24 protein-coding genes are annotated in these 18,163 nt (G+C 72.4%); 7 read left to right on the plus strand and 17 right to left on the minus strand.

From position 1 onward, the window contains the following. The 3 genes from trpC to ACQPYE_RS32665 form a co-directional block, all read right to left on the minus strand. The gene (gene trpC / locus ACQPYE_RS32655; RefSeq protein ID WP_498716944.1) at window positions 1–810 is read right to left on the minus strand and encodes an indole-3-glycerol phosphate synthase TrpC; all 810 of its coding nucleotides are present in this window, start codon (window positions 808–810) and stop codon (window positions 1–3) included. A 210-nt stretch (window positions 811–1,020) separates the two neighbouring features. Beyond that, window positions 1,021–1,509, minus strand: coding sequence for a Trp biosynthesis-associated membrane protein (locus ACQPYE_RS32660; protein ID WP_498716945.1), 489 nt, complete (start codon window positions 1,507–1,509; stop codon window positions 1,021–1,023). After that, entirely contained in the window at window positions 1,502–3,043 is a 1,542-nt protein-coding gene (locus ACQPYE_RS32665) for an anthranilate synthase component I (RefSeq protein WP_498716946.1), read from the minus strand. The genes ACQPYE_RS32660 and ACQPYE_RS32665 overlap by 8 nt, the downstream gene beginning before the upstream one ends. 88 nt (window positions 3,044–3,131) lie before the next feature. Here ACQPYE_RS32665 and ACQPYE_RS32670 point away from each other — a divergent pair, with 88 nt between their 5' ends. After that, window positions 3,132–3,752: a TetR/AcrR family transcriptional regulator gene (locus ACQPYE_RS32670; RefSeq protein ID WP_498723031.1), complete on the plus strand. Its 621-nt coding sequence runs from the start codon at window positions 3,132–3,134 to the stop codon at window positions 3,750–3,752. A 22-nt stretch (window positions 3,753–3,774) separates the two neighbouring features. Here ACQPYE_RS32670 and hisI read toward each other — a convergent pair whose 3' ends face one another. The 3 genes from hisI to hisF are packed head-to-tail and all read right to left on the minus strand — an operon-like array spanning window position 3,775 to window position 5,287. Further along, on the minus strand, window positions 3,775–4,128 hold the full coding sequence (gene hisI / locus ACQPYE_RS32675) for a phosphoribosyl-AMP cyclohydrolase (protein ID WP_498716947.1): 354 nt from the start codon (window positions 4,126–4,128) through the stop codon (window positions 3,775–3,777). Then, complete coding sequence (locus ACQPYE_RS32680) at window positions 4,125–4,514, minus strand: hypothetical protein (protein ID WP_498716948.1); 390 nt, start codon at window positions 4,512–4,514, stop codon at window positions 4,125–4,127. Before ACQPYE_RS32680 ends, hisI begins: the two co-directional genes overlap by 4 nt. After that, a complete protein-coding gene (hisF, locus tag ACQPYE_RS32685) occupies window positions 4,514–5,287 on the minus strand; it encodes an imidazole glycerol phosphate synthase subunit HisF (protein ID WP_498716949.1) in 774 nt (257 codons plus the stop codon). The genes ACQPYE_RS32680 and hisF overlap by 1 nt, the downstream gene beginning before the upstream one ends. Window positions 5,288–5,617: 330 nt before the next feature. Between hisF and ACQPYE_RS32690 the strand changes: the two genes are divergently transcribed. The 3 genes from ACQPYE_RS32690 (at window position 5,618) to ACQPYE_RS32700 (ending at window position 7,073) form a co-directional block, all read left to right on the plus strand. Beyond that, window positions 5,618–5,821: a cold-shock protein gene (locus ACQPYE_RS32690; RefSeq protein ID WP_033437808.1), complete on the plus strand. Its 204-nt coding sequence runs from the start codon at window positions 5,618–5,620 to the stop codon at window positions 5,819–5,821. Between the two features lie 111 nt (window positions 5,822–5,932). Beyond that, window positions 5,933–6,298, plus strand: a complete 366-nt coding sequence (locus ACQPYE_RS32695; protein WP_498716950.1) for a PPOX class F420-dependent oxidoreductase — start codon at window positions 5,933–5,935, stop codon at window positions 6,296–6,298. 49 nt (window positions 6,299–6,347) lie between these two features. Then, window positions 6,348–7,073 (plus strand): Clp protease N-terminal domain-containing protein, encoded by a 726-nt coding sequence (locus ACQPYE_RS32700; RefSeq protein ID WP_498716951.1) that lies wholly within the window; start codon window positions 6,348–6,350, stop codon window positions 7,071–7,073. Here the strand turns inward: ACQPYE_RS32700 and priA are convergent. Genes priA through ACQPYE_RS32725 form a run of 5 tightly spaced genes read right to left on the minus strand, consistent with a single transcriptional unit; the run spans window position 7,024 to window position 10,542 of the window. Further along, window positions 7,024–7,770, minus strand: a complete 747-nt coding sequence (priA, locus tag ACQPYE_RS32705) for a bifunctional 1-(5-phosphoribosyl)-5-((5-phosphoribosylamino)methylideneamino)imidazole-4-carboxamide isomerase/phosphoribosylanthranilate isomerase PriA (RefSeq protein ID WP_498716952.1) — start codon at window positions 7,768–7,770, stop codon at window positions 7,024–7,026. The genes ACQPYE_RS32700 and priA overlap by 50 nt on opposite strands. A 9-nt stretch (window positions 7,771–7,779) precedes the next feature. Continuing rightward, window positions 7,780–8,415 (minus strand): imidazole glycerol phosphate synthase subunit HisH, encoded by a 636-nt coding sequence (gene hisH / locus ACQPYE_RS32710; RefSeq protein ID WP_498716953.1) that lies wholly within the window; start codon window positions 8,413–8,415, stop codon window positions 7,780–7,782. Between the two features lie 55 nt (window positions 8,416–8,470). Beyond that, window positions 8,471–8,941: a hypothetical protein gene (locus ACQPYE_RS32715; protein ID WP_498716954.1), complete on the minus strand. Its 471-nt coding sequence runs from the start codon at window positions 8,939–8,941 to the stop codon at window positions 8,471–8,473. A 9-nt stretch (window positions 8,942–8,950) separates the two neighbouring features. Continuing rightward, window positions 8,951–9,850, minus strand: a complete 900-nt coding sequence (locus ACQPYE_RS32720) for a transketolase family protein (protein WP_498716955.1) — start codon at window positions 9,848–9,850, stop codon at window positions 8,951–8,953. Continuing rightward, window positions 9,847–10,542: a thiamine pyrophosphate-binding protein gene (locus ACQPYE_RS32725; RefSeq protein ID WP_498716956.1), complete on the minus strand. Its 696-nt coding sequence runs from the start codon at window positions 10,540–10,542 to the stop codon at window positions 9,847–9,849. Before ACQPYE_RS32725 ends, ACQPYE_RS32720 begins: the two co-directional genes overlap by 4 nt. Before the next feature lie 71 nt (window positions 10,543–10,613). On the opposite strand from ACQPYE_RS32725, the gene soxR reads away from it, so the two are divergent. Beyond that, complete coding sequence (gene soxR / locus ACQPYE_RS32730; RefSeq protein ID WP_498723032.1) at window positions 10,614–11,057, plus strand: redox-sensitive transcriptional activator SoxR; 444 nt, start codon at window positions 10,614–10,616, stop codon at window positions 11,055–11,057. A gap of 50 nt (window positions 11,058–11,107) precedes the next feature. After that, complete coding sequence (locus tag ACQPYE_RS32735) at window positions 11,108–11,623, plus strand: RNA 2'-phosphotransferase (RefSeq protein WP_498723033.1); 516 nt, start codon at window positions 11,108–11,110, stop codon at window positions 11,621–11,623. Here the strand turns inward: ACQPYE_RS32735 and ACQPYE_RS32740 are convergent. The 5 genes from ACQPYE_RS32740 to hisD form a co-directional block, all read right to left on the minus strand. Then, a complete protein-coding gene (locus ACQPYE_RS32740) occupies window positions 11,595–12,185 on the minus strand; it encodes a TetR/AcrR family transcriptional regulator (RefSeq protein ID WP_498716957.1) in 591 nt (196 codons plus the stop codon). The genes ACQPYE_RS32735 and ACQPYE_RS32740 overlap by 29 nt on opposite strands. A 168-nt stretch (window positions 12,186–12,353) precedes the next feature. Next, window positions 12,354–12,509: a CG2302 family histidine operon protein gene (locus ACQPYE_RS32745; protein WP_498716958.1), complete on the minus strand. Its 156-nt coding sequence runs from the start codon at window positions 12,507–12,509 to the stop codon at window positions 12,354–12,356. Further along, a complete protein-coding gene (gene hisB, locus ACQPYE_RS32750; RefSeq protein ID WP_498716959.1) occupies window positions 12,510–13,109 on the minus strand; it encodes an imidazoleglycerol-phosphate dehydratase HisB in 600 nt (199 codons plus the stop codon). Further along, on the minus strand, window positions 13,106–14,209 hold the full coding sequence (locus tag ACQPYE_RS32755) for a histidinol-phosphate transaminase (RefSeq protein WP_498716960.1): 1,104 nt from the start codon (window positions 14,207–14,209) through the stop codon (window positions 13,106–13,108). Before ACQPYE_RS32755 ends, hisB begins: the two co-directional genes overlap by 4 nt. Beyond that, the gene (hisD, locus tag ACQPYE_RS32760) at window positions 14,206–15,522 is read right to left on the minus strand and encodes a histidinol dehydrogenase (protein ID WP_498716961.1); all 1,317 of its coding nucleotides are present in this window, start codon (window positions 15,520–15,522) and stop codon (window positions 14,206–14,208) included. Before hisD ends, ACQPYE_RS32755 begins: the two co-directional genes overlap by 4 nt. 169 nt (window positions 15,523–15,691) lie before the next feature. On the opposite strand from hisD, the gene ACQPYE_RS32765 reads away from it, so the two are divergent. Continuing rightward, window positions 15,692–17,005: a M14 family metallopeptidase gene (locus tag ACQPYE_RS32765; protein ID WP_498716962.1), complete on the plus strand. Its 1,314-nt coding sequence runs from the start codon at window positions 15,692–15,694 to the stop codon at window positions 17,003–17,005. On the opposite strand, the gene ACQPYE_RS32770 is transcribed toward ACQPYE_RS32765, so the two are convergent. After that, window positions 16,986–18,116, minus strand: coding sequence for an aminotransferase class V-fold PLP-dependent enzyme (locus tag ACQPYE_RS32770; protein ID WP_498716963.1), 1,131 nt, complete (start codon window positions 18,114–18,116; stop codon window positions 16,986–16,988). The genes ACQPYE_RS32765 and ACQPYE_RS32770 overlap by 20 nt on opposite strands. Window positions 18,117–18,163: the final 47 nt, after the last annotated feature.

Genomic DNA, 18,163 nt, shown 5'->3' on the forward strand with positions numbered 1-18,163 from the left:
CTATCGACTCGGCCGGGGACAGGCGGGATGCGATCCCGCCGTCACCAGCTTGTTCACCGCGACCTTGGGGTCACCGCTGGTCACCAGGCTCTCGCCGACCAGCACCGCGTCGGCGCCCGCGCCCGCGTACGCCATCAGGTCGCCCGGCCCGGACACGCCGGACTCGGCGATCTTGATGGTGTCGAAGGGCAGGCCGGGCGCGATCCGCCCGAACACGTCCTTGTCCACGTCCAGGGTGTGCAGGTTGCGCGCGTTCACGCCGATGACGCTCGCGCCCGCCTCCAGCGCGCGGTCGGCCTCCTCGGCCGTGTGCACCTCGACCAGGGCCGTCATGCCGAGCGACTCCACCCGGTCGAGCAGGGACACCAGCGCGTTCTGCTCCAGCGCCGCCACGATCAGCAGCACCAGGTCGGCGCCGTGCAGGCGCGCCTCGTGCACCTGGTACGGGCTGACGATGAAGTCCTTGCGCAACAGGGGGACGCCCACCGCCGCGCGCACCGCGTCGAAGTCCTCCAGCGACCCGCCGAACCGACGGCCCTCGGTCAGCACGCTGATCGCCCGCGCGCCGCCCAGCTCGTACTGCGCGGCGAGCTCCGCGGGCTCCGGGATGTCGGCCAGCTGCCCCTTGGACGGGCTGCGCCGCTTGACCTCGGCGATGACGCCGACGCCCGGTCCGCGCAGGATCGACATCACGTCCTGCGGCGGCGGCACCTTGGTCGCCTTCTCCCTGAGCACGTCGAAGGGCAGTGCCGCCTCGCGCTCGGCGAGGTCCTCGCGGACGCCTTCGATGATCGACTCGAGCACGGTCATCCGCGCACCTCGCTCGAGTCCGTCAGACCTTCCGGTTCAGTCGCAAGCTCCCGCACGTCATGCTCCCCTTCCCGCCACGAGGATGCTAACCCCGCAGCGCACCCCGTCCGGCCACCGGGGTGGCCGCGTCGGCGCAGTTGACCAGCGCCCTTGCCAGCCGACGTGCGCAAACGTGCGGTGCCGGCGGGTCGGTCCGCCGTCGGCACGGGGTCAGTCCCGGTCCGTGGGATCGTCGCCGCGCTCCAGGGCGTTCCACAGCTCCCGCTCGGGATCGGCGGTCCGCTTGGCCGCGCCGGGCGTCTGGTAGCCGCCACCCAGGCGTGGCATGGCCGAACCGCGCACGACGAGCAGCACGCCCGCCGCGACCGCGAGCGCCGCGCCCAGCAGCACGAGACCCCGGCCGGTCACGGGGCCGTCGGCGTCCACTGCCTGGAACGCCGCCGCCACGCCCGCCGGCAGGACCACGACGCCGAGCACGCGCCGCGCCCAGCCGCTCAACGCGACCACGGCGGCGATCGCGGCCAGGAACAGCAGCGCCAACGGGGTCAGCGCGGGCACGACGTCGCCGCCGCTTCGGTCCGCCGAAGCGTCCCAGGACATGGCCGAAGCGCCCCACAACGCGAGCGCGCCGAGCAGCAGCAGCGCCACCACGATCCACAGTGGACGCCTGCCGGGCCGGGCGCCGGGCTCCTCAGACACGGGCCGGGTCCACCGCCGGGGCCATGGTCTGCGCGGTCGCGATCGCCGAGAGCACCGCGCCCGCCTTGTTCAGGCACTCGTTGTCCTCGGCGACCGGGTCGGAGTCGGCCACGATGCCGCCGCCCGCCTGCACGTACGCCACGCCGTCGCGCACCAGGGCGGTGCGGATGGCGATCGCGGTGTCCGCGTCGCCCGCGAAGTCCAGGTAGCCGACGACGCCGCCGTACAGGCCGCGCCGGGTGGGCTCCAGCTCCTCGATCAGCTCCATCGCGCGCGGCTTGGGCGCGCCGGACAGGGTGCCCGCCGGGAAGCACGCCGCGACCGCGTCGAACGCCGTGCGGCCCTCGGCGAGCTCGCCGCTGACCGTGGACACGATGTGCATGACGTGGCTGTACCGCTCGACCTTGAAGAAGTCGACCACGGTCACCGAACCCGGCTTGCACACCCGGCCCAGGTCGTTGCGGCCCAGGTCGACCAGCATCAGGTGCTCGGCGCGTTCCTTGTGGTCGGCCAGCAGGTCCTTCTCCAGCAGGGCGTCTTCCTCGTCGTCGACGCCCCTCCACCGGGTGCCCGCGATCGGGTGAGTGGTGGCCTTGCCGTCGCGCACGGTCACCAACGACTCGGGGCTGCACCCGACGATGTCGAAGTCCTCCAGCCGCAGCAGGTACATGTACGGGCTGGGGTTGGACGTGCGCAGCACGCGGTAGATGTCGAGCGGGTCGGCGGTGGTGCGCATCTCGAACCGCTGCGACAGCACGACCTGGAACGCCTCACCGGCCCGGATGGCCTCCTTGGCCTTCTCCACGACCGCGTAGTGCTCCTGCTGCGAGCGGCGGCGCACGAACTCCGGCTTGGGCCGGGCGAACACCGCGACCGTGGGCGGCGCGGGGCTCTGGAGGTCCTGCGTCATCGCGTCGAGCCTGGTCACCGCGTCGTCGTACGCCGCGTCCACGCGTTCGGGCGAGTCGTCCCAGTTGATGGCGTTCGCGATGAGCGTGACGGTGCCCTCGTGGTGGTCCAGCGCGGCCAGGTCGGTGGCCAGCAGCATCACCAGCTCCGGCACCTGGAGGTCGTCCTCGGCCAACGACGGCAGCCGCTCCAGCCGCCGCACGGCGTCGTAGCCGATGTAGCCGACCATCCCGCCGGTCAACGGCGGCAGGCCGGGCAGCGGGTCGGTGCGCAGCACCTCGATGGTCTCGCGCAGCGCCACCAGCGGGTCGCCGCCCTCGGGCAGGCCGACCGGGTGCGGTCCGAGCCAGAACGCCTCGCCGCCGGTCGCGGTCAACGCGCCCGCGCTGCGCGCGCCGACGAACGACCAGCGCGACCAGGAGCGGCCGTTCTCGGCCGACTCGAACAGGAACGTGCCCGGACGGTCCGCCGCGAGCTTGCGGTACAGCCCGACGGGCGTCTCCGCGTCCGCCAGCAGCCGCCGCACCACCGGGATGACCCGCCGCTGGGCGGCGAGCTCGCGGAACTCCTCGCGCGTCGGGCTGACCTCGCCCAGACCCGCGCCTGCACCGATGACGCTCACCATGGGCGACATTGTGCCGGTCGCCCGCACAGGGGTGCGCGGGGCTCTATTTCAACGCCCGTTGAAAAAATAGCGGGCGTCCCGCATGATGATGGGCGTGAACACCGGCTCGGACCAAACCGAACCCAAGCGCCGCGGCCGGCGGTCCGGCGGCGAGGACACCAAGGCCGCGCTGCTGGCCGCCGCGCGCGAGGTGTTCGTCGAGCGCGGCTACGAGGGCGCCACCGTCCGGTCCATCGCCGCGCGGGCGGGCGTGGACGCGGCCATGGTCAACCACTGGTTCGGCGGCAAGGAAGGCCTGTTCGCCAAGGCCGTGCTCCAGGTCCCGGTCGACATCAACGCGCTGATCGACCGGCTGCTCGACGGGCCGGACGAGGAGATCGGCGAGCGGATCGTGCGCAACTTCATCGGCGTGTGGGACCCCATCGGCGGCGGGCCGTTCGCCGCGATGGTGCGCAGCGTGACGTCGCACGACCAGGTCGCCGACGTGCTGCGCGCGTTCTTCGTGCAGACCCTGCTCAAGCGGCTCGTGACGCACCTGGGCGTGGCCGACGGCGAGCTGCGCGCGACCCTGCTGGCCACCCAGATCTTCGGCATGGGCATGGTGCGGTACGTGGTGAAGTTCGAGCCGCTGGCGTCGGCGGACGTGGAGACGATGGTCAAGGCCATCGCGCCCAACCTGCAGCGCTACCTGACCGGCGACATCGGCTGATCCCGGGACCGGGACCGGGTCGTCAGTCGGCCGGACCCAGCAGCACGGTGGCGTCGAAGCAGGTCGCGTCGCCGGTGTGGCAGGCCGCGCCGACCTGGTCCACGACCAGCAGCAGCGTGTCGCCGTCGCAGTCCAGCCGCACCTCGTGCACGTACTGCGCGTGCCCGGACGTCTCGCCCTTCACCCACAGCTGCTGCCGGCTGCGCGAGTAGTACGTGGCGCGGCGGGTGGTGAGCGTGCGGTGCAGGGCCTCGTCGTCCATCCACGCCACCATCAGCACCTCCCCGGTGCCGCGCCGCTGCGCCACGGCGCACACCAGGCCGTCGGCGGTGCGCTTGAGCCGTGAGGCGATGGACGGGTCGAGCGCGCTGGTCAACGCTGTCCTCCGAGGAAGTGGATCAGGGCGGGCTTGGTGTTGAGCATCACCACGGCGAAGACGTGCACGGCGGACAGCAGGCCAGACAGCACGCGGATCCACACCGGCCCCTGGTTGAGCACCGCGAGCAGGTGGACCAGCGCGACCAGGCCGAAGACGAACGCCGCCGTCAGCCGGGCCGGGCGCAGGCGACCCAGCAGGCCGCCGACCGCGAGCAGTTCCAGCACGGCGACGATCACCGGGAACCTGAGCCAGCTCGGGTCGTCCTCGACCTGCCACTGGACCAGGCCCATCAGCACGAACGCCAGACCACCCGCCGCGCCGACCAGGATCGCGAGGGACACCTCGGTGGGCGCGTTGCGCGGGTTCGGCAGGAGGTTCGGCATCAGCGCACCTCCACACCCGCGTCGCGCAGGCCCTGCTTCACGTCGCCGATGCGCAGCGTGCCGAAATGGAAGACGCTGGCCGCGAGCACGGCGTCCGCGCCGCCGGCCACGGCCGGCGGGAAGTGCTCCACCGCGCCCGCGCCGCCGCTGGCGATCAACGGCACGTCGACGACCGCGCGGGTGAGCCGGATCAGCTCCAGGTCGAACCCCGCCTTGGTGCCGTCGGCGTCCATCGAGTTCAGCAGGATCTCGCCGACGCCCAACTCCTGGCCCCGGGCCGCCCACTCGACCGCGTCGATGCCGGCGCCCTTGCGGCCACCGTGGGTGGTGACCTCGAAGCCCGACGGGGTCGGCCGCTCGCCCTCGGGCACGCGCCGCGCGTCCACCGACAGCACGATGCACTGGGCGCCGAACCGGCGCGACAACTCACCGAGCAGCTCGGGCCGGGCGATGGCGGCCGTGTTCACGCTCACCTTGTCCGCGCCGGCGCGGAGCAGCTTGTCCACGTCGTCCGCGCTGCGCACGCCGCCGCCCACGGTCAGCGGGATGAACACCTGCTCCGCCGTGCGCCGGACCACGTCGAACGTGGTCTCGCGGTCGCTGGACGACGCCGTCACGTCGAGGAACGTCAGCTCGTCCGCGCCCTCGGCGTCGTAGGCCCGCGCCAGCTCGACCGGGTCGCCGGCGTCGACGAGGTTGGTGAAGTTCACACCCTTGACGACCCTGCCCCGGTCGACGTCCAGGCAGGGGATCACGCGCACCGCGACCGACATGGCCAAAAGCCTACGTGGACGCCCTGAGCGGCCGACTTCCGGTGCCTGAGCGTTCAACTCGGGTGTTCTGAACGTAGGACACACGCGACGTGAACGTAGGACTCGCGGGACGCAAACGTGGGACTCGCGACACCTGAAAGTGGGATTCGTGGCCGTCGGTGGGCGACGTGGCGGCGAAAGTGTGGTTCACTTGTGGAGGTCGCAAGTTTTGTGTTCGTGTCATCCACGCTCGCGAAACATTGTTTGAGCGTGTGATTCCTCAGGGTCAGCGTTTGGACCGGCCCCAGCGGGTGCGTTCGCCCCGTTGGTAGCTGTATGAGGAGTACAAAGATGGCGCAGGGCACCGTGAAGTGGTTCAACTCGGAGAAGGGCTTCGGCTTCATCTCCCCCGAGGATGGCGGCGCGGACGTGTTCGTCCACTACTCGGAGATCCAGAGCGGCGGCTACCGCAGCCTGGAAGAGAACCAGCGGGTGAGCTTCGACGTCGGCCAGGGTGCCAAGGGCCCCCAGGCGACGAACGTGACGGTCATCTGACCTAGCGTTGCTCGTGAAGAGCCCCGTTCCCCTCGTGGGAGCGGGGCTCTTCCGCATGTCGGGGCCGTCCACGGCCGACTCGGCCGCCGACCACGACTACTGTTGCCGGACATGGACCTCGCAGCCGGCAAGTACCTGTTGTTGACCACCTTCCGCAAGGACGGCACCGCCGTGCCGACCCCCGTGTGGGTGGCGGGCGGTGACGGCACGTTGTACGCGTGGTCCGCCACCGACACGGGCAAGGTCAAGCGCATCCGCCGCAGCGGCGACGTGCGCGTCGGACCGTGCGACATCCGGGGCAGGCCCACCGGCGAGCAGGTCCCGGCGACCGCGCGGCTGCTCGACGGGTCCGGCAGCGACCGCGTGCGGTCCCTCATCGCGAAGAAGTACGGCGTGGTGGGCAAGCTCTCGGTGCTCGGCAGCAAGCTCCGCCGCGGTCGCGACGGCACGATCGGCATCGAGATCAAGGTCGCCTAGCGTCAACCCGAGGTTGACCCGTCGCGTTGCGTCAACCTACAGTTGACGGGTGGTAGCACCCCCGGTCCAGCTGACGGACCTCATCGTCACCGTCGCGTCGGAGCACACCGACGTGCTGGGCAGACTGGCCGCCGCCGTGCGGCTGAGCGGCCGGCTCGACGAGCTGGGCGACCACCTCATCGGGCACTTCGTGGACGAGGCGCGCCGCGCGGGCGCGAGCTGGACCGAGATCGGCGAGAGCCTCGGCGTCACCAAGCAGGCCGCGCAGAAGCGGTTCGTGCCCAAGGAGTCGCCGGACCTGAAGCCGAGCTTCGACCGCTACACCGCCCGGGCCGGCCGGGTCGTCGTGCTGGCCCGCCACCACGCCCGGTTCAGCGAGCACATCGGCACCGAGCACGTCCTGCTCGGCCTGCTGGACGAGTCCGGCGGCCTGGCCGCCAAGACGATCGCCGCGCTGGAGGCGTCGGAGGGCACCACGCGGATGGCGGTGCTCGGCGAGCTGGACGGCGCGGTCCGGGAGCGACCCGACCCGCAGCCGTTCACCACGCACTGCAAGAAGGCGCTGGAACTGGCCGTGCGGGCGTCGCTGCGCCAGGGCCACGCGTTCGTCGGCACCGAGCACCTGCTGCTCGGCCTGCTCGCCGAGGGCGAGGGCGCCGCGGCCAAGGCCCTCGAACGCACGGGCGTCACCGAGGCCGCCGCGGAGGCTTACATCGTCCGCGAGATCAAGGACGCGATCGATCGCGGACCGCGGCCAGCGCCTCGGGGAGCGTGAACGCGCCCGCGTAGAGCGCCTTGCCCACGATCGCGCCCTCCACGCCGTCGCGGGACAGCGCCGCCAGCGCGACCAGGTCGTCCACACTGGACACGCCGCCGGAGGCGATCACCGGCGCGTCGGTCCGCGCGCACACCTCGCGCAACAGGTCCACGTTCGGCCCCTGGAGGGTGCCGTCCTTGCCGACGTCGGTGACCACGTAGCGGGCGCAGCCGTCGCGGTCCAGCCGCTCCAGCACCTCCCACAGGTCGCCGCCGTCCTTCGTCCAGCCGCGCGCGGCCACCCGGTGGCCCTGCTCGGTGATCCGCACGTCGAGACCGACCGCGACCTTCTCGCCGTGCTCGGCGACGACCTTGGCACACCACACCGGGTCCTCCAGCGCGGCCGTGCCCAGGTTCACCCGCGCGCAGCCGGTCGCGAGCGCGGCGGCCAGCGACGCGTCGTCGCGGATGCCGCCGGACAGCTCGACCTGCACGTCCAGCTCGCCGACCACGCGGGCCAGCAGCTCGCGGTTGCTGCCGCGGCCGAACGCGGCGTCGAGGTCGACCAGGTGCACCCACTCGGCGCCGTCGCGCTGCCAGGCGAGCGCGGCGTCCAGCGGGTCGCCGTAGTTGGTCTCGGTGCCGGCCTCGCCCTGCACGAGCCGAACGGCCAGGCCATCGGCCACGTCAACAGCCGGGAGCAGCGTGAAAGTCACGCGTTCAGCCTAGTTGACGCTCTTGAGCCAGTTCTCCAGCAGGTGCGCGCCCGCGTCGCCGGACTTCTCCGGGTGGAACTGGGTCGCCCACAGCGGCCCGTTCTCGACCGCCGCGACGAACTCGTCGCCGCCGTGCTCGGCCCACGTCACCAGCGGCGCGCGGAGCACGTCGGACTCCTCCAGCTCCCACTTCCGCACGCCGTAGGAGTGCACGAAGTAGTACCGGGTGTCCGGGTCGAGGCCGGCGAACAGCTTGGTGTTCTCGGCGGTGCGGACGGTGTTCCAGCCCATGTGCGGCACGACCGGGGCCTCCAGGCGCTCCACCGTGCCCGGCCACTCGCCGCAGCCCTCGGTGAGCACGCCGTGCTCGATGCCCCGCTCGAACAGGATCTGCATGCCGACGCAGATGCCGAGCACGGGACGTCCGCCAGCGAGCCGTTGGCCGATGAGCCGCCCGCCCCTGATCGCGTCCAGTCCGGCCATGCAGGCGGCGAACGCGCCGACACCGGGCACCACCAGACCGTCCGCGTCGAGCGCGGCCCGGTGGTCCGCGGTCACCTCGACGTCGGCGCCGACGCGCTGCAACGCGCGCTCGGCGGAGCGGATGTTGCCGAATCCGTAGTCCAGCACAACGACCTTGGGCACCTGACCAGCTTAGTCTTCCCGCGCCGACGCACGATCGCGCGGTCCGCCACGACCCTCAGGCCAAGCCGCCCTGGGTGACGGGGACCACCGGCAGGACCGTGTTGATCGCCAGGCCCGTCCGGTCCGGCAGGGCCGTCACCCACGTGTCGGCGCGGCCCTCGTCCACCAGGGACCGCACCTCGGCGACGTCGGCGGGCAGGTCGGCGGGGCGTGGTCGGGCGTCCAGCCGCCACCAGCGCAGCAGGCCGACCAGCCGGCGCGCCGAGCCCGTCGACCCCGCCCGCTCGCCGTCCGTCCACACCTCGGCGGTCGGGGACCAGCGCAGCAGCAGCGCCGCCGCGCCGGTCTCCCGGACCTGCTCGGCCAGCCGGAGCGCCGCCGGGAACCCGATCTGCCTGCGCGGCAGCAGCACCGTCCCGGACGCCACCGGAACGAGTGCCGCGGGCCCTGCGGCGGCGCGGTGCAGGTTCAGCTGCAGCTCCGCGGTCGGCGCGGGTGTCCAGATCAGGGTTCTCGGCGCGCTCACAGGCAGAGATCATGCCGCAGCCGCCGGGTGGCCGAACATCCGACGCACGGCCGCGGCGACGCCGAGCACGTCGAGGTCGTGCGCCGAATCGTGGTCCTCGGCCGTGCCGTAGGCCCGCAGCTCGGCGTCACGCCGCACCCCGAGGGACCGCAGCCGGTGCGGCACGTCCGCCAGCGCCTCGGCCGCCCGGTGCGCCGACGTGCCCTCCAGGTACGGCTCGACCAGCAGCACGTCGGCCCGCCCGGCACGGCGCACCGCCGCCTGGAGCCCGGCCGCGTCGAACGGCCGCACGGTGGTCGCGTAGAGCACGGTCACGTCCGCGTCCCGGGTGGCCTCCAGCACGGTGTCGAGCATCGGCCCGACCGCCACCACCACGCCCCGCCCGCCGCGCCGCACCTCGGTGAACCCCTCGACCACCGGGTGCGGCGCGGTGTTCTCGCGCAGGGAGAGCCGGAGGTAGACCCGGTCGTCGCGCTCCAGCGCGTCCCGCACGATCGGCCCCACCTCCTCCGGGTGGCCCGGCACGCGGACCGTCCAGCCCGGCAGCGTGTCGAACAGCGCGACGTCGCCGGGCGCCTGGTGCGTGCGGCCCCACACCGGCTCGTCGTAGGAGCCGCCGATGCCGACCAGCACCCCGCCCAGGTCCTGGTGGCCGAAGTCCAGCTTGACCTGCTCGAACGGCCGCTCGACCAGGAACGGCGCGTAGGTGTGCACCACCGGCCGCAGCCCGCTCAGCGCCAGCCCCGCGCCGATGCCGACCATGGCCTGCTCGCGGATGCCGACGTTGATCACCCGCTCGTGCGGCGTGAACACATCCCGCGAGATCTCCGCCAGCACGACCGCGATCCTCGGGTCGTGCCGCATCACCTCCTCGACGGTGTCCACGAACACCTGGCGCATCGACGTCATCGCCGCTCCCCCTCACCGATCTCCGCCACCACGGCCGACGGCCGGCCGGGGTGCTCCCGCGTGAACGCCTCGTGCAGCGCCCCGTGGTCACGTCCGTCCACTGTGGATGTCTGCCACCCCTCGACCTCGAACCGCTTCGCCACCCCGCCCGGCCAGCCGTGCGTGCCGGAGGCGTTGTCCACCACCACGGTGACGAGCCGGTCGAGACCGAGCCGACCGGCCAGCGCGATCGCCTCGTGGTTGCTGCCCTCGTCCAACTCCGCGTCGCCGACCAGCACGAACGTCCGCGCGGCCCGTCCCTGCAGGCGCAGGCCCAGCGCGGTGCCCACGGCGATCGGCAGCCCGTGCCCGAGCGAGCCGCTGCCGATCTCGACGCCGTTGACCAGCACGCGGTCCGGGTGCCGGCCCAACGGCGAGCCCCACTCCGTCCAGGTGTCCAAAGTGGATGGTTCGAGGTAGCCCTTCGCGGCCAGCACGGCGTAGTACGCCATCGGGCCGTGCCCCTTGGACAGCAGGAACCGGTCGCGGTCCGGGTCGTCCACCCGGTCCGGCGAGACGTCCAGCACCCGGTCGTAGAGCACCCACAGCACGTCCAGCGTGGACGCCGCCGCCCACTCGTGCTTCTCGTCCCCCGTCATCCGCCGGAACAACGCGGGGACGTCCGCGAAGCCCGACTTTCCCTTGACTGCCATGGACCCACGAAACAACTTCGACTTAAGTCGAGGTCAAGACCTAGGATGGGCACGTGAGCAAGTTGCCGGAGATGTTGACCATCGGTCAGGTGGCCGAACGCAGCGGCGTGCCGCACACCGCGTTGAGGTTCTACGAGGAGCGGGGGCTGATCACCTCCGAGCGCACGGCGGGCAACCAGCGCCGGTACCCCCGGCACGTGCTGCGGCGGCTGGCGTTCATCCGCACCGCGCAGCGGGTCGGGCTGTCGCTGGAGGACGTGCACGACGCGTTGGCGACGCTGCCGGAGAACCGCACGCCCACCAAGACCGACTGGAGCAGGCTGTCGGCGAGCTGGCAGGTGGAGCTGGACGCCCGGATCGACGCGTTGCGACGGCTGCGCGACCGGCTGACGTCGTGCATCGGGTGCGGGTGCCTGTCGCTGCGCAGCTGCTTCCTGCACAACCTGGACGACGAGCAGGCCGTCGACGGGCCCGGCGCGCCCAAGCTCAAGCCCGCCCTCGAAGGCGGCACGTGATATCGGGTTGCGCCGCGTGCTGCACTGGAGCCGTGCAGGAGAAGAAGCAGATGACCCGCTTGTCCAAGCGGATGTCCAAGGTGCTGCGCCACGCGCCGGAAGAGATCGGGTTGACGCTCGACGCGGCCGGGTGGGTGGACCTCGACGACTTCGCCCGTGCGCTGGGCGTGAGCCGGGCGCGGGTGCTGGAGGTGGTGGCGGACAACGACAAGCAGCGGTTCGCGGTCGAGGACGGGCGCATCCGGGCCAGCCAGGGCCACACCGTGGACGTGTCGTTGGACCTGCCGGTGGCCGAGCCGCCCGCCGAGCTGTACCACGGGACCGTCGGTCAGGTCCTGCCCGACATCTTCCGGGACGGGCTGCGGCCGATGCGACGGCACGACGTGCACCTGTCCGCGACCGTGGAGACGGCTGTGCGGGTCGGGTCGCGCCGGGGCAAGCCGGTGGTGCTGGTGGTCGACGCCGCGGCCATGGCCGCCGACGGCCACGAGTTCCGGGTGAGCGCCAACGGCGTGTGGCTGGCGCCCGCCGTGCCGCCTAACTACCTGCGAGCACACGTCTCGTGAGCCAGTCGAGGCCCGCGACCACCTCGTCCGGGCCGAGGCCACGCACCTGTCTCTGGTACTGGTAGACCTCGGGGGCCAGCGGCGCCATCAGGGCGTCCACCACGGCCGCCGGCGCGCCGTCCACCAGCGAGGCGACGTGCCGCCGCCAGAAGCCGTAGCCGCCCGCCCGGAACCGCGCCCGGCCCGTCTCCGCGCCGAGCACCAGGTGCAGGTGCCGTTCCAGCAGGCCGACCATGGTCCGGTAGAACGCGGCCAGCCGCTCGTCCGGCGGCGCGCCGGGGCCCAGCGGCGGAGGGCCGGTGAGGATGCGGTCCTTGATCTCGGACTCGTGCTCGTCCAGCAGCGCCTGCGCGATCGACGTCGTGTCCGGGTAGCGCCGGTAGAGCGTCGCCCGGCCCACGCCCGCGGCACGCGCGATGTCCTCCATCGTCACGCCCACCGCCCCACCGGCGGCGGCGAACACCTCTTCCGCCGCGGCGAGCACTCGGGCCCTGTTGCGAGCCGCGTCGGCCCGCTCCCGAGGACGACCGACGGTGATGGCGGCCTCAGCCGGTGACGACATGTGACCAACCATACGCAGACAGCCAAACCGACCGCGTCCACCGTCCCGAACGTCGACTTCACCGGACCTGGGTGTTCGACACGCGGGACGCGGGCGTTCGACACGCGCGTGTCGAACGCTCAGGTCGCGCGTGTCGAACGCCCGGGTACGGCGAGTGCCGCGGTCAGGTCACAGCAACCAGGCGAGGGCGGCACCCACGGTGACCAGGGCCAGGACCAGCAGGACGATCGCCAGGCCCCGGGCCGTCCTCCACGTGCTGTAGACGCCGCCACCGAGGAAGCCGGCCAGCGCGATCAGGCCGATGACCACGTATTCCTTCGGCATCTAGAGGACGCCCTTGGTCGACGGCACGCCGCCCACCCGCGGGTCCGGCTCGACGGCCGTGCGCAGCGCCCGCGCGATCGCCTTGAACTGCGCCTCGGCGATGTGGTGCGGGTCGCGCCCGTACTCCACCCGCACGTGCAGCGCGATGCCCGCGTGGAACGCCAGCGAGTCGAACACGTGCCGGTTCAGCACGAACGGGTAGTTGCCGCCGATCGTGAAGGTGGCGAACTGCTCCGGCTCGCCCACGTGCACGCAGTACGGCCGCCCCGACACGTCCACCGCCGCGTGCGCGAGCGTCTCGTCCATCGGGATCCACGCGTCGCCGAACCGGCGGATGCCCGTCTTGTCCCCCAACGCCTCGCGCAACGCCTGCCCGAGCACGATCGCCACGTCCTCCACGGTGTGGTGCGCGTCGATCTCCACGTCGCCCGTCGCCCGGACGACCAGGTCCAACGACCCGTGCACGCCCAGCGCGGTCAGCATGTGGTCGTAGAACGGCACGCCCGTGCCGATCTCGACCTGCCCGGTGCCGTCGAGGTCGACCTCGACGTGCACCGACGATTCCCTGGTGGTCCGCTCCACCTTGCCGACCCGGCTCACCGGCCAACCTCCTTGCTCGCCGCGAGGAACGCGTCGTTCTCCTCCGGAGTACCGACCGTCACCCTCAGATGTCCGGCGATGCCGACGTCCCTGATCAGCACACCGCGTTCCAGATACGACCGCCACGTGGCCCGCGCGTCCTCGAACCACCCGAACAGCACGAAGTTCGCGTCGCTCGGCACCACGGAGAAGCCCAGGCCCGACAGGGAGCCCATCACCCGCTCCCGCTCGGACGCCAGCTTCGCCACCGAGCCCAGGGTCTCCGCCGCGTGCCGCAACGACGCCCGCGCCGCCGCCTGCGTCAACGCCGACAGGTGGTACGGCAGCCGCACCAGCTGCAGCGCGTCCACCACGGCGGGCGCGGCGGCGAGGTAGCCCAGCCGGCCGCCGGCGAAGGCGAACGCCTTGCTCATGGTCCGGCTGACGATCAGCTTCGCCGGGTAGTCCTCCAGCAGCACGACCGCGCTCTCCCGGGACGAGAACTCCGCGTACGCCTCGTCCACCACGACCATCCCGGGCGCGGCCTCGATCAGCACGCGCAGGTCCGCCACCGGCAGGCTCTGCCCGGTCGGGTTGTTCGGGCTGGTCACGAACACCACGTCGGGCGCGCGCTCGGCGACGATCTCGGCCGCCCGCGCCACGTCCAGCGAGAAGTCGGCGCGGCGGGGCGTCGGCGCCCACTCGGTGCGGGTGCCGGCGGCGATGATCGGGTGCATCGAGTACGACGGCTCGAAGCCCAGCGCCGAGCGCCCCGGCCCGCCGAACGCCTGGAGGATCTGCTGGAGCACCTCGTTCGACCCGTTCGCCGCCCACAGGTTCGCCGAGGTCAGCGGCACGCCCGTGGACGAGGCCAGGTAGTACGCCAGGTCCTCGCGCAACGCCACCGCGTCCCGGTCCGGGTAGCGGTGCAGCTCGCCGGCGATGGCCGCCACCTCCCGCACCACCTCCTCCACCAGGGCGGGCGTGGGCGGGTACGGGTTCTCGTTCGTGTTCAGCCGGACGGGCACGTCCAGCTGCGGCGCGCCGTACGGCGTCCGGCCGCGCAGGTCCTCCCGCAGGGGCAGGTCGACCAGTTCCACCTTCGAGCCGATGGGCCTCATGCCGGGAACCTCGCCGTCACGGCCTGGCCGTGCGCGGGCAGGTCCTCGGCGTTCGCCAGCGCCACGACGTGCGGCGCGACCTCGCGCAACGCGTCCTCGCTGTAGTCGATCACGTGGATGCCGCGCAGGAACGTCTGCACCGACAGCCCCGAGGAGTGCCGGGCGCAGCCGGCGGTGGGCAGCACGTGGTTGGAGCCCGCGCAGTAGTCGCCCAGCGACACCGGCGAGTGCGCCCCCACGAAGATCGCGCCGGCCGCGCGCACGCGGGCGGCGACCTCGCGGGCGTCGGCCGTCTGGACCTCCAGGTGCTCGGCGGCGTAGGTGTCCACCACCCGCAGCCCGTCGTCGACGCTCGACACCAGCACGGTGCCGGACTGCCTGCCGGTCAACGCGGTCCGCACGCGCTCGTGGTGCTTGGTCGCGCCGATCTGCCGCTCCAGCTCGGCGTCCACGGCGTCCGCCAGCTCCACCGACGTGGTCACCAGCACGCTCGCGGCCAGCGGGTCGTGCTCGGCCTGGCTGATCAGGTCGGCGGCCACGTGCACCGGGTCGGCCGTGTCGTCGGCCAGGACCGCGATCTCGGTCGGCCCGGCCTCGGAGTCGATGCCGATCAGGCCGCGCAGCAGCCGCTTGGCCGCGGTCAGGTAGATGTTGCCGGGACCGGTCACCAGGTCGACCGGCTCCAGGGCCTTCCCGTCGGTGTCCGTGCCGCCGTGCGCGAGCAGCGCGACCGCGAGCGCGCCGCCCACGGCCCACACCTCGGTCACGCCGAGCAGCGCCGAGGCGGCCAGGATCGTCGGGTGCGGCAGGCCGCCGAACTCCGCCTGCGGCGGCGAGCACACCACCAGCGACTCGACGCCCGCGATCTGCGCCGGCACCACGTTCATCACCACGGTGGACGGGTAGACGGCCAGGCCGCCGGGCGCGTACAGGCCGACCCGGGACACCGGCACCCAGCGCTCGGTGACCGTGCCGCCGGGCACGACCTGGGTCGTCGTGTCGACGCGGCGCTGGTCGGCGTGCACCTTCCGGGCCCGCGCGACGGACTCCTCCAACGCCGCCCGCACCGCCGGGTCCAGCTCGGCCAGCGCGCGCTCCAGCTCGGCGACGGGCACGCGGATCGACGACGGGCGCACCCCGTCGAACTTCTCGCCGTGCTCCAGCACGGCCTCGACGCCCCGTTCGCGCACGTCGTCCACGAGCGGCCGGACCTGATGCAGCACCGCGTCCACGTCGACCTCGGCGCGCGGCAGCGCGGCACTCAGCTCGGCGGGTGACGGGACACGACCTCGCAGGTCGACGCGGTTGAGCATGTCCACAAGGGTAAGGCGTCGCCAATTCCGTCAACTGTCAGCCCGGGTCCCGGAGCTGAACCCGACAAACGGGGGCTACCTCGATGCGTGACCCGGGGGCCACGCTGCGTGGGCACCCTCGCGGGTGTTCTCCAGCTCCGTCGCAAACCCTGCTGATGATGGAGGCTTGATGTTCACCAAGCGGCGCGGCCTTGTGGCCGCCGCGTTGGTCGCGAGCGTGGCCCTGGTGCTCCCCGCGCACCCCGGGTCGGCGCAACCGGCGACCGCCCAAACCCCCGAGCGGACCGTGTTCGAGGTCACCGCGGCCTCACCCGAGGCGAGGACCAAGGTCGCCCGGACCGGGGTCGACGTCCTCGGTCAGCACGGCGACACGCTCACCGTGATCGCCGAACCGCGCCAGCAGTGGCTGCTGCGGGCCACCGGGCTGCCGATGAAGAACGCCGGTGACGCGGACGCCCAGCTCGCGGGCCTGGGCAAGGCGGACTTCGCCGACCCCCAGCTCGGCGCGCAGGACTTCCCGTCCGGCTACACCGGCTACCACAACTACGCCGAGATGGTCGCCGAGCTGAACCAGACGGTCAGCGACCACCCGAACCTGGTCACGATGCGCAGCATCGGCAAGTCGTACCAGAACCGCGACCTGTGGATGATCAAGATCAGCGACAACCCGACCTCCGACGAGGCCGAGCCCGAGGTGCTGTTCACCTGCAACCAGCACGCGCGGGAGCACCTGACCGTGGAGATGTGCCTGCACATCATCAAGCGGTACACGGACAACTACGCGTCCAACTCGGCCATCAAGGGCGCGGTCGACAGCCGGGAGATCTGGGTCATCCCCAGCGTCAACCCGGACGGCGCCGAGTACGACATCGCGACCGGCTCGTTCCGGGCGTGGCGCAAGAACCGGCAGCCGAACTCCACCTCGACCGGCACCGACCCGAACCGCAACTGGGGCTACCAGTGGGGCTGCTGCGGCGGTTCCAGCGGCAGCGGGTCGAGCGAGACCTACCGCGGCCCGTCCGCGTTCTCCGCGCCGGAGACCGCCCGGGTCCGCGACTTCGTCGGCACGCGCGTGGTCGGCGGTGTGCAGCAGATCAAGACGCACATCGACTGGCACACGTTCTCGGAGCTGATCCTGTGGCCGTACGGCTACACCTACAACGACACCGCCGCGGGCCTGGACGCCACCCAGGCCAACGTGTTCCAGACCATGGGCAGGCGGATGGCCTCGTTGAACGGCTACACGCCGCAGCAGGCCAGCGACCTCTACATCACCGACGGCAGCGTCGACGACTGGATGTGGGCCCAGCACAAGATCTGGAGCTACACGTTCGAGATGTACCCGGCGTCGGCGAGCGGCACCAGCGGGTTCTACCCGCGTGACACGGTGATCCCCGCGCAGACCACGCGCAACGACACCGCCGTGCAGCTGTTCCTCGACTACTCCGACTGCGTCCCGCGCATCACCGGGCGCACCTGCTGACGGCCTCCACGGCCTGATCCACCTGCGCGGGCTCGACGAAGTAGTGGGGCGACGCCCTCACCACCTCGGCGAGCCCGCGCCGGGTCATGTCCAGCAGCGTGGACGACGCCCAGCTGACGGTGACCGTGATGCCCTCGCGGGCCAGCCGGTCGCGCACGTCGGTCGCCGCCACGCCGTCCACGGTGAACGTGACGATGCCCGCCTTGCGCACGCCCGGGTCGCGCACCGTCACGCCGGGCAGCGCGCCCAGCCCGTCACGCAGCCGCCGGGCGCGCTCGCCCACCTCGCGTTCGATCACGTCCAGGCCCCTGGCCAGCGCGTGCCGCGCCGCCGCGATGAGCCCGAGCCGGTCGGCGACGCTGGTCTCCCAGATCTCGTAGACCCGCGCGTCGTCCCGCAGCCGGTACTCGTCCGGGGCCGTCCACTCGGCGCTGTGCAGGTCGATCAGCCGGGGGGTCATGCGCGCGGCGGCCTCGCGGCGCACCACCAGCACACCGGTGCCGCGTGGTCCGCGCAGCCACTTGCGGCCGGTGCCCGCGATCAGGTCCACGCCGAGCTCGTCGGCCCGCACCGGCAGCTGCCCGATCGACTGGCACGCGTCCAGCAGCACCAGCGCGCCCACCTCGTGCGCCGCGTCGGCCACCTCGCGCGCCGGGTTCACCAGCCCGCTGTTGGTCGGCACGTGCACCAGCGAGACCAGCTTCACCCGCTCGTCCAGCAGGTCCTTCAGCGCGTCCACGTCGATCTGCCCGAACGAGTCCGACGGCACCGCCTCGGCCGACGCGCCGACCTCCCGCGCCCGGCGCAGGATCGGGATCGCCGTGCCCGCGTACTCGGCCTCGCTGAACAGCACCCGGTCGCCCGCCGCCAGCGGCACGGCGTCGAACGCGGTCAGCCACGACCGGGTCGCGCTGTCGGTGAACGCGATCTCGTCCGGCGACGCGCCCAGCAGCTCCGCGAGCACCCCGTACCCGGCCTCCAGGTCGGCCTCGCGCTCCTGCGCGGCGACGTACCCGCCGATCTCCGCCTCGCGCCTCAGGTGGCCGATCACCTCGTCGAGCACCTCACGCGGTGGCAGCGACGAACCGGCCGAGTCGAGGAAGATCGTCATGGTGCCCCCCGTGGTCCGCGGATACCTGATCTTCACTATCGCCGACG

Origin of the sequence: Actinosynnema sp. CA-299493 (assembly GCF_050946825.1) — a bacterium.
In the GTDB taxonomy this organism is placed as follows: Bacteria; Actinomycetota; Actinomycetes; order Mycobacteriales; family Pseudonocardiaceae; genus Actinosynnema.

Coding starts and splice junctions, on each gene's coding strand:
- ACQPYE_RS32725 (WP_498716956.1), bottom strand. CDS start 10,542: ATGGCAGTCAAGGGAAAGTCGGGCTTCGCGGACGTCCCCGCGTTGTTC.
- ACQPYE_RS32755 (WP_498716960.1), bottom strand. CDS start 14,209: ATGAGGCCCATCGGCTCGAAGGTGGAACTGGTCGACCTGCCCCTGCGG.
- ACQPYE_RS32665 (WP_498716946.1), bottom strand. CDS start 3,043: ATGGTGAGCGTCATCGGTGCAGGCGCGGGTCTGGGCGAGGTCAGCCCG.
- ACQPYE_RS32720 (WP_498716955.1), bottom strand. CDS start 9,850: ATGACGTCGATGCGCCAGGTGTTCGTGGACACCGTCGAGGAGGTGATG.
- ACQPYE_RS32695 (WP_498716950.1), top strand. CDS start 5,933: ATGGACCTCGCAGCCGGCAAGTACCTGTTGTTGACCACCTTCCGCAAG.
- ACQPYE_RS32680 (WP_498716948.1), bottom strand. CDS start 4,514: ATGCCGAACCTCCTGCCGAACCCGCGCAACGCGCCCACCGAGGTGTCC.
- ACQPYE_RS32745 (WP_498716958.1), bottom strand. CDS start 12,509: ATGCCGAAGGAATACGTGGTCATCGGCCTGATCGCGCTGGCCGGCTTC.
- hisF (WP_498716949.1), bottom strand. CDS start 5,287: ATGTCGGTCGCGGTGCGCGTGATCCCCTGCCTGGACGTCGACCGGGGC.
- trpC (WP_498716944.1), bottom strand. CDS start 810: ATGACCGTGCTCGAGTCGATCATCGAAGGCGTCCGCGAGGACCTCGCC.
- ACQPYE_RS32740 (WP_498716957.1), bottom strand. CDS start 12,185: ATGTCGTCACCGGCTGAGGCCGCCATCACCGTCGGTCGTCCTCGGGAG.
- ACQPYE_RS32765 (WP_498716962.1), top strand. CDS start 15,692: ATGTTCACCAAGCGGCGCGGCCTTGTGGCCGCCGCGTTGGTCGCGAGC.
- ACQPYE_RS32770 (WP_498716963.1), bottom strand. CDS start 18,116: ATGACGATCTTCCTCGACTCGGCCGGTTCGTCGCTGCCACCGCGTGAG.
- ACQPYE_RS32690 (WP_033437808.1), top strand. CDS start 5,618: ATGGCGCAGGGCACCGTGAAGTGGTTCAACTCGGAGAAGGGCTTCGGC.
- ACQPYE_RS32735 (WP_498723033.1), top strand. CDS start 11,108: ATGACCCGCTTGTCCAAGCGGATGTCCAAGGTGCTGCGCCACGCGCCG.
- soxR (WP_498723032.1), top strand. CDS start 10,614: ATGTTGACCATCGGTCAGGTGGCCGAACGCAGCGGCGTGCCGCACACC.
- hisD (WP_498716961.1), bottom strand. CDS start 15,522: ATGCTCAACCGCGTCGACCTGCGAGGTCGTGTCCCGTCACCCGCCGAG.
- ACQPYE_RS32670 (WP_498723031.1), top strand. CDS start 3,132: ATGGGCGTGAACACCGGCTCGGACCAAACCGAACCCAAGCGCCGCGGC.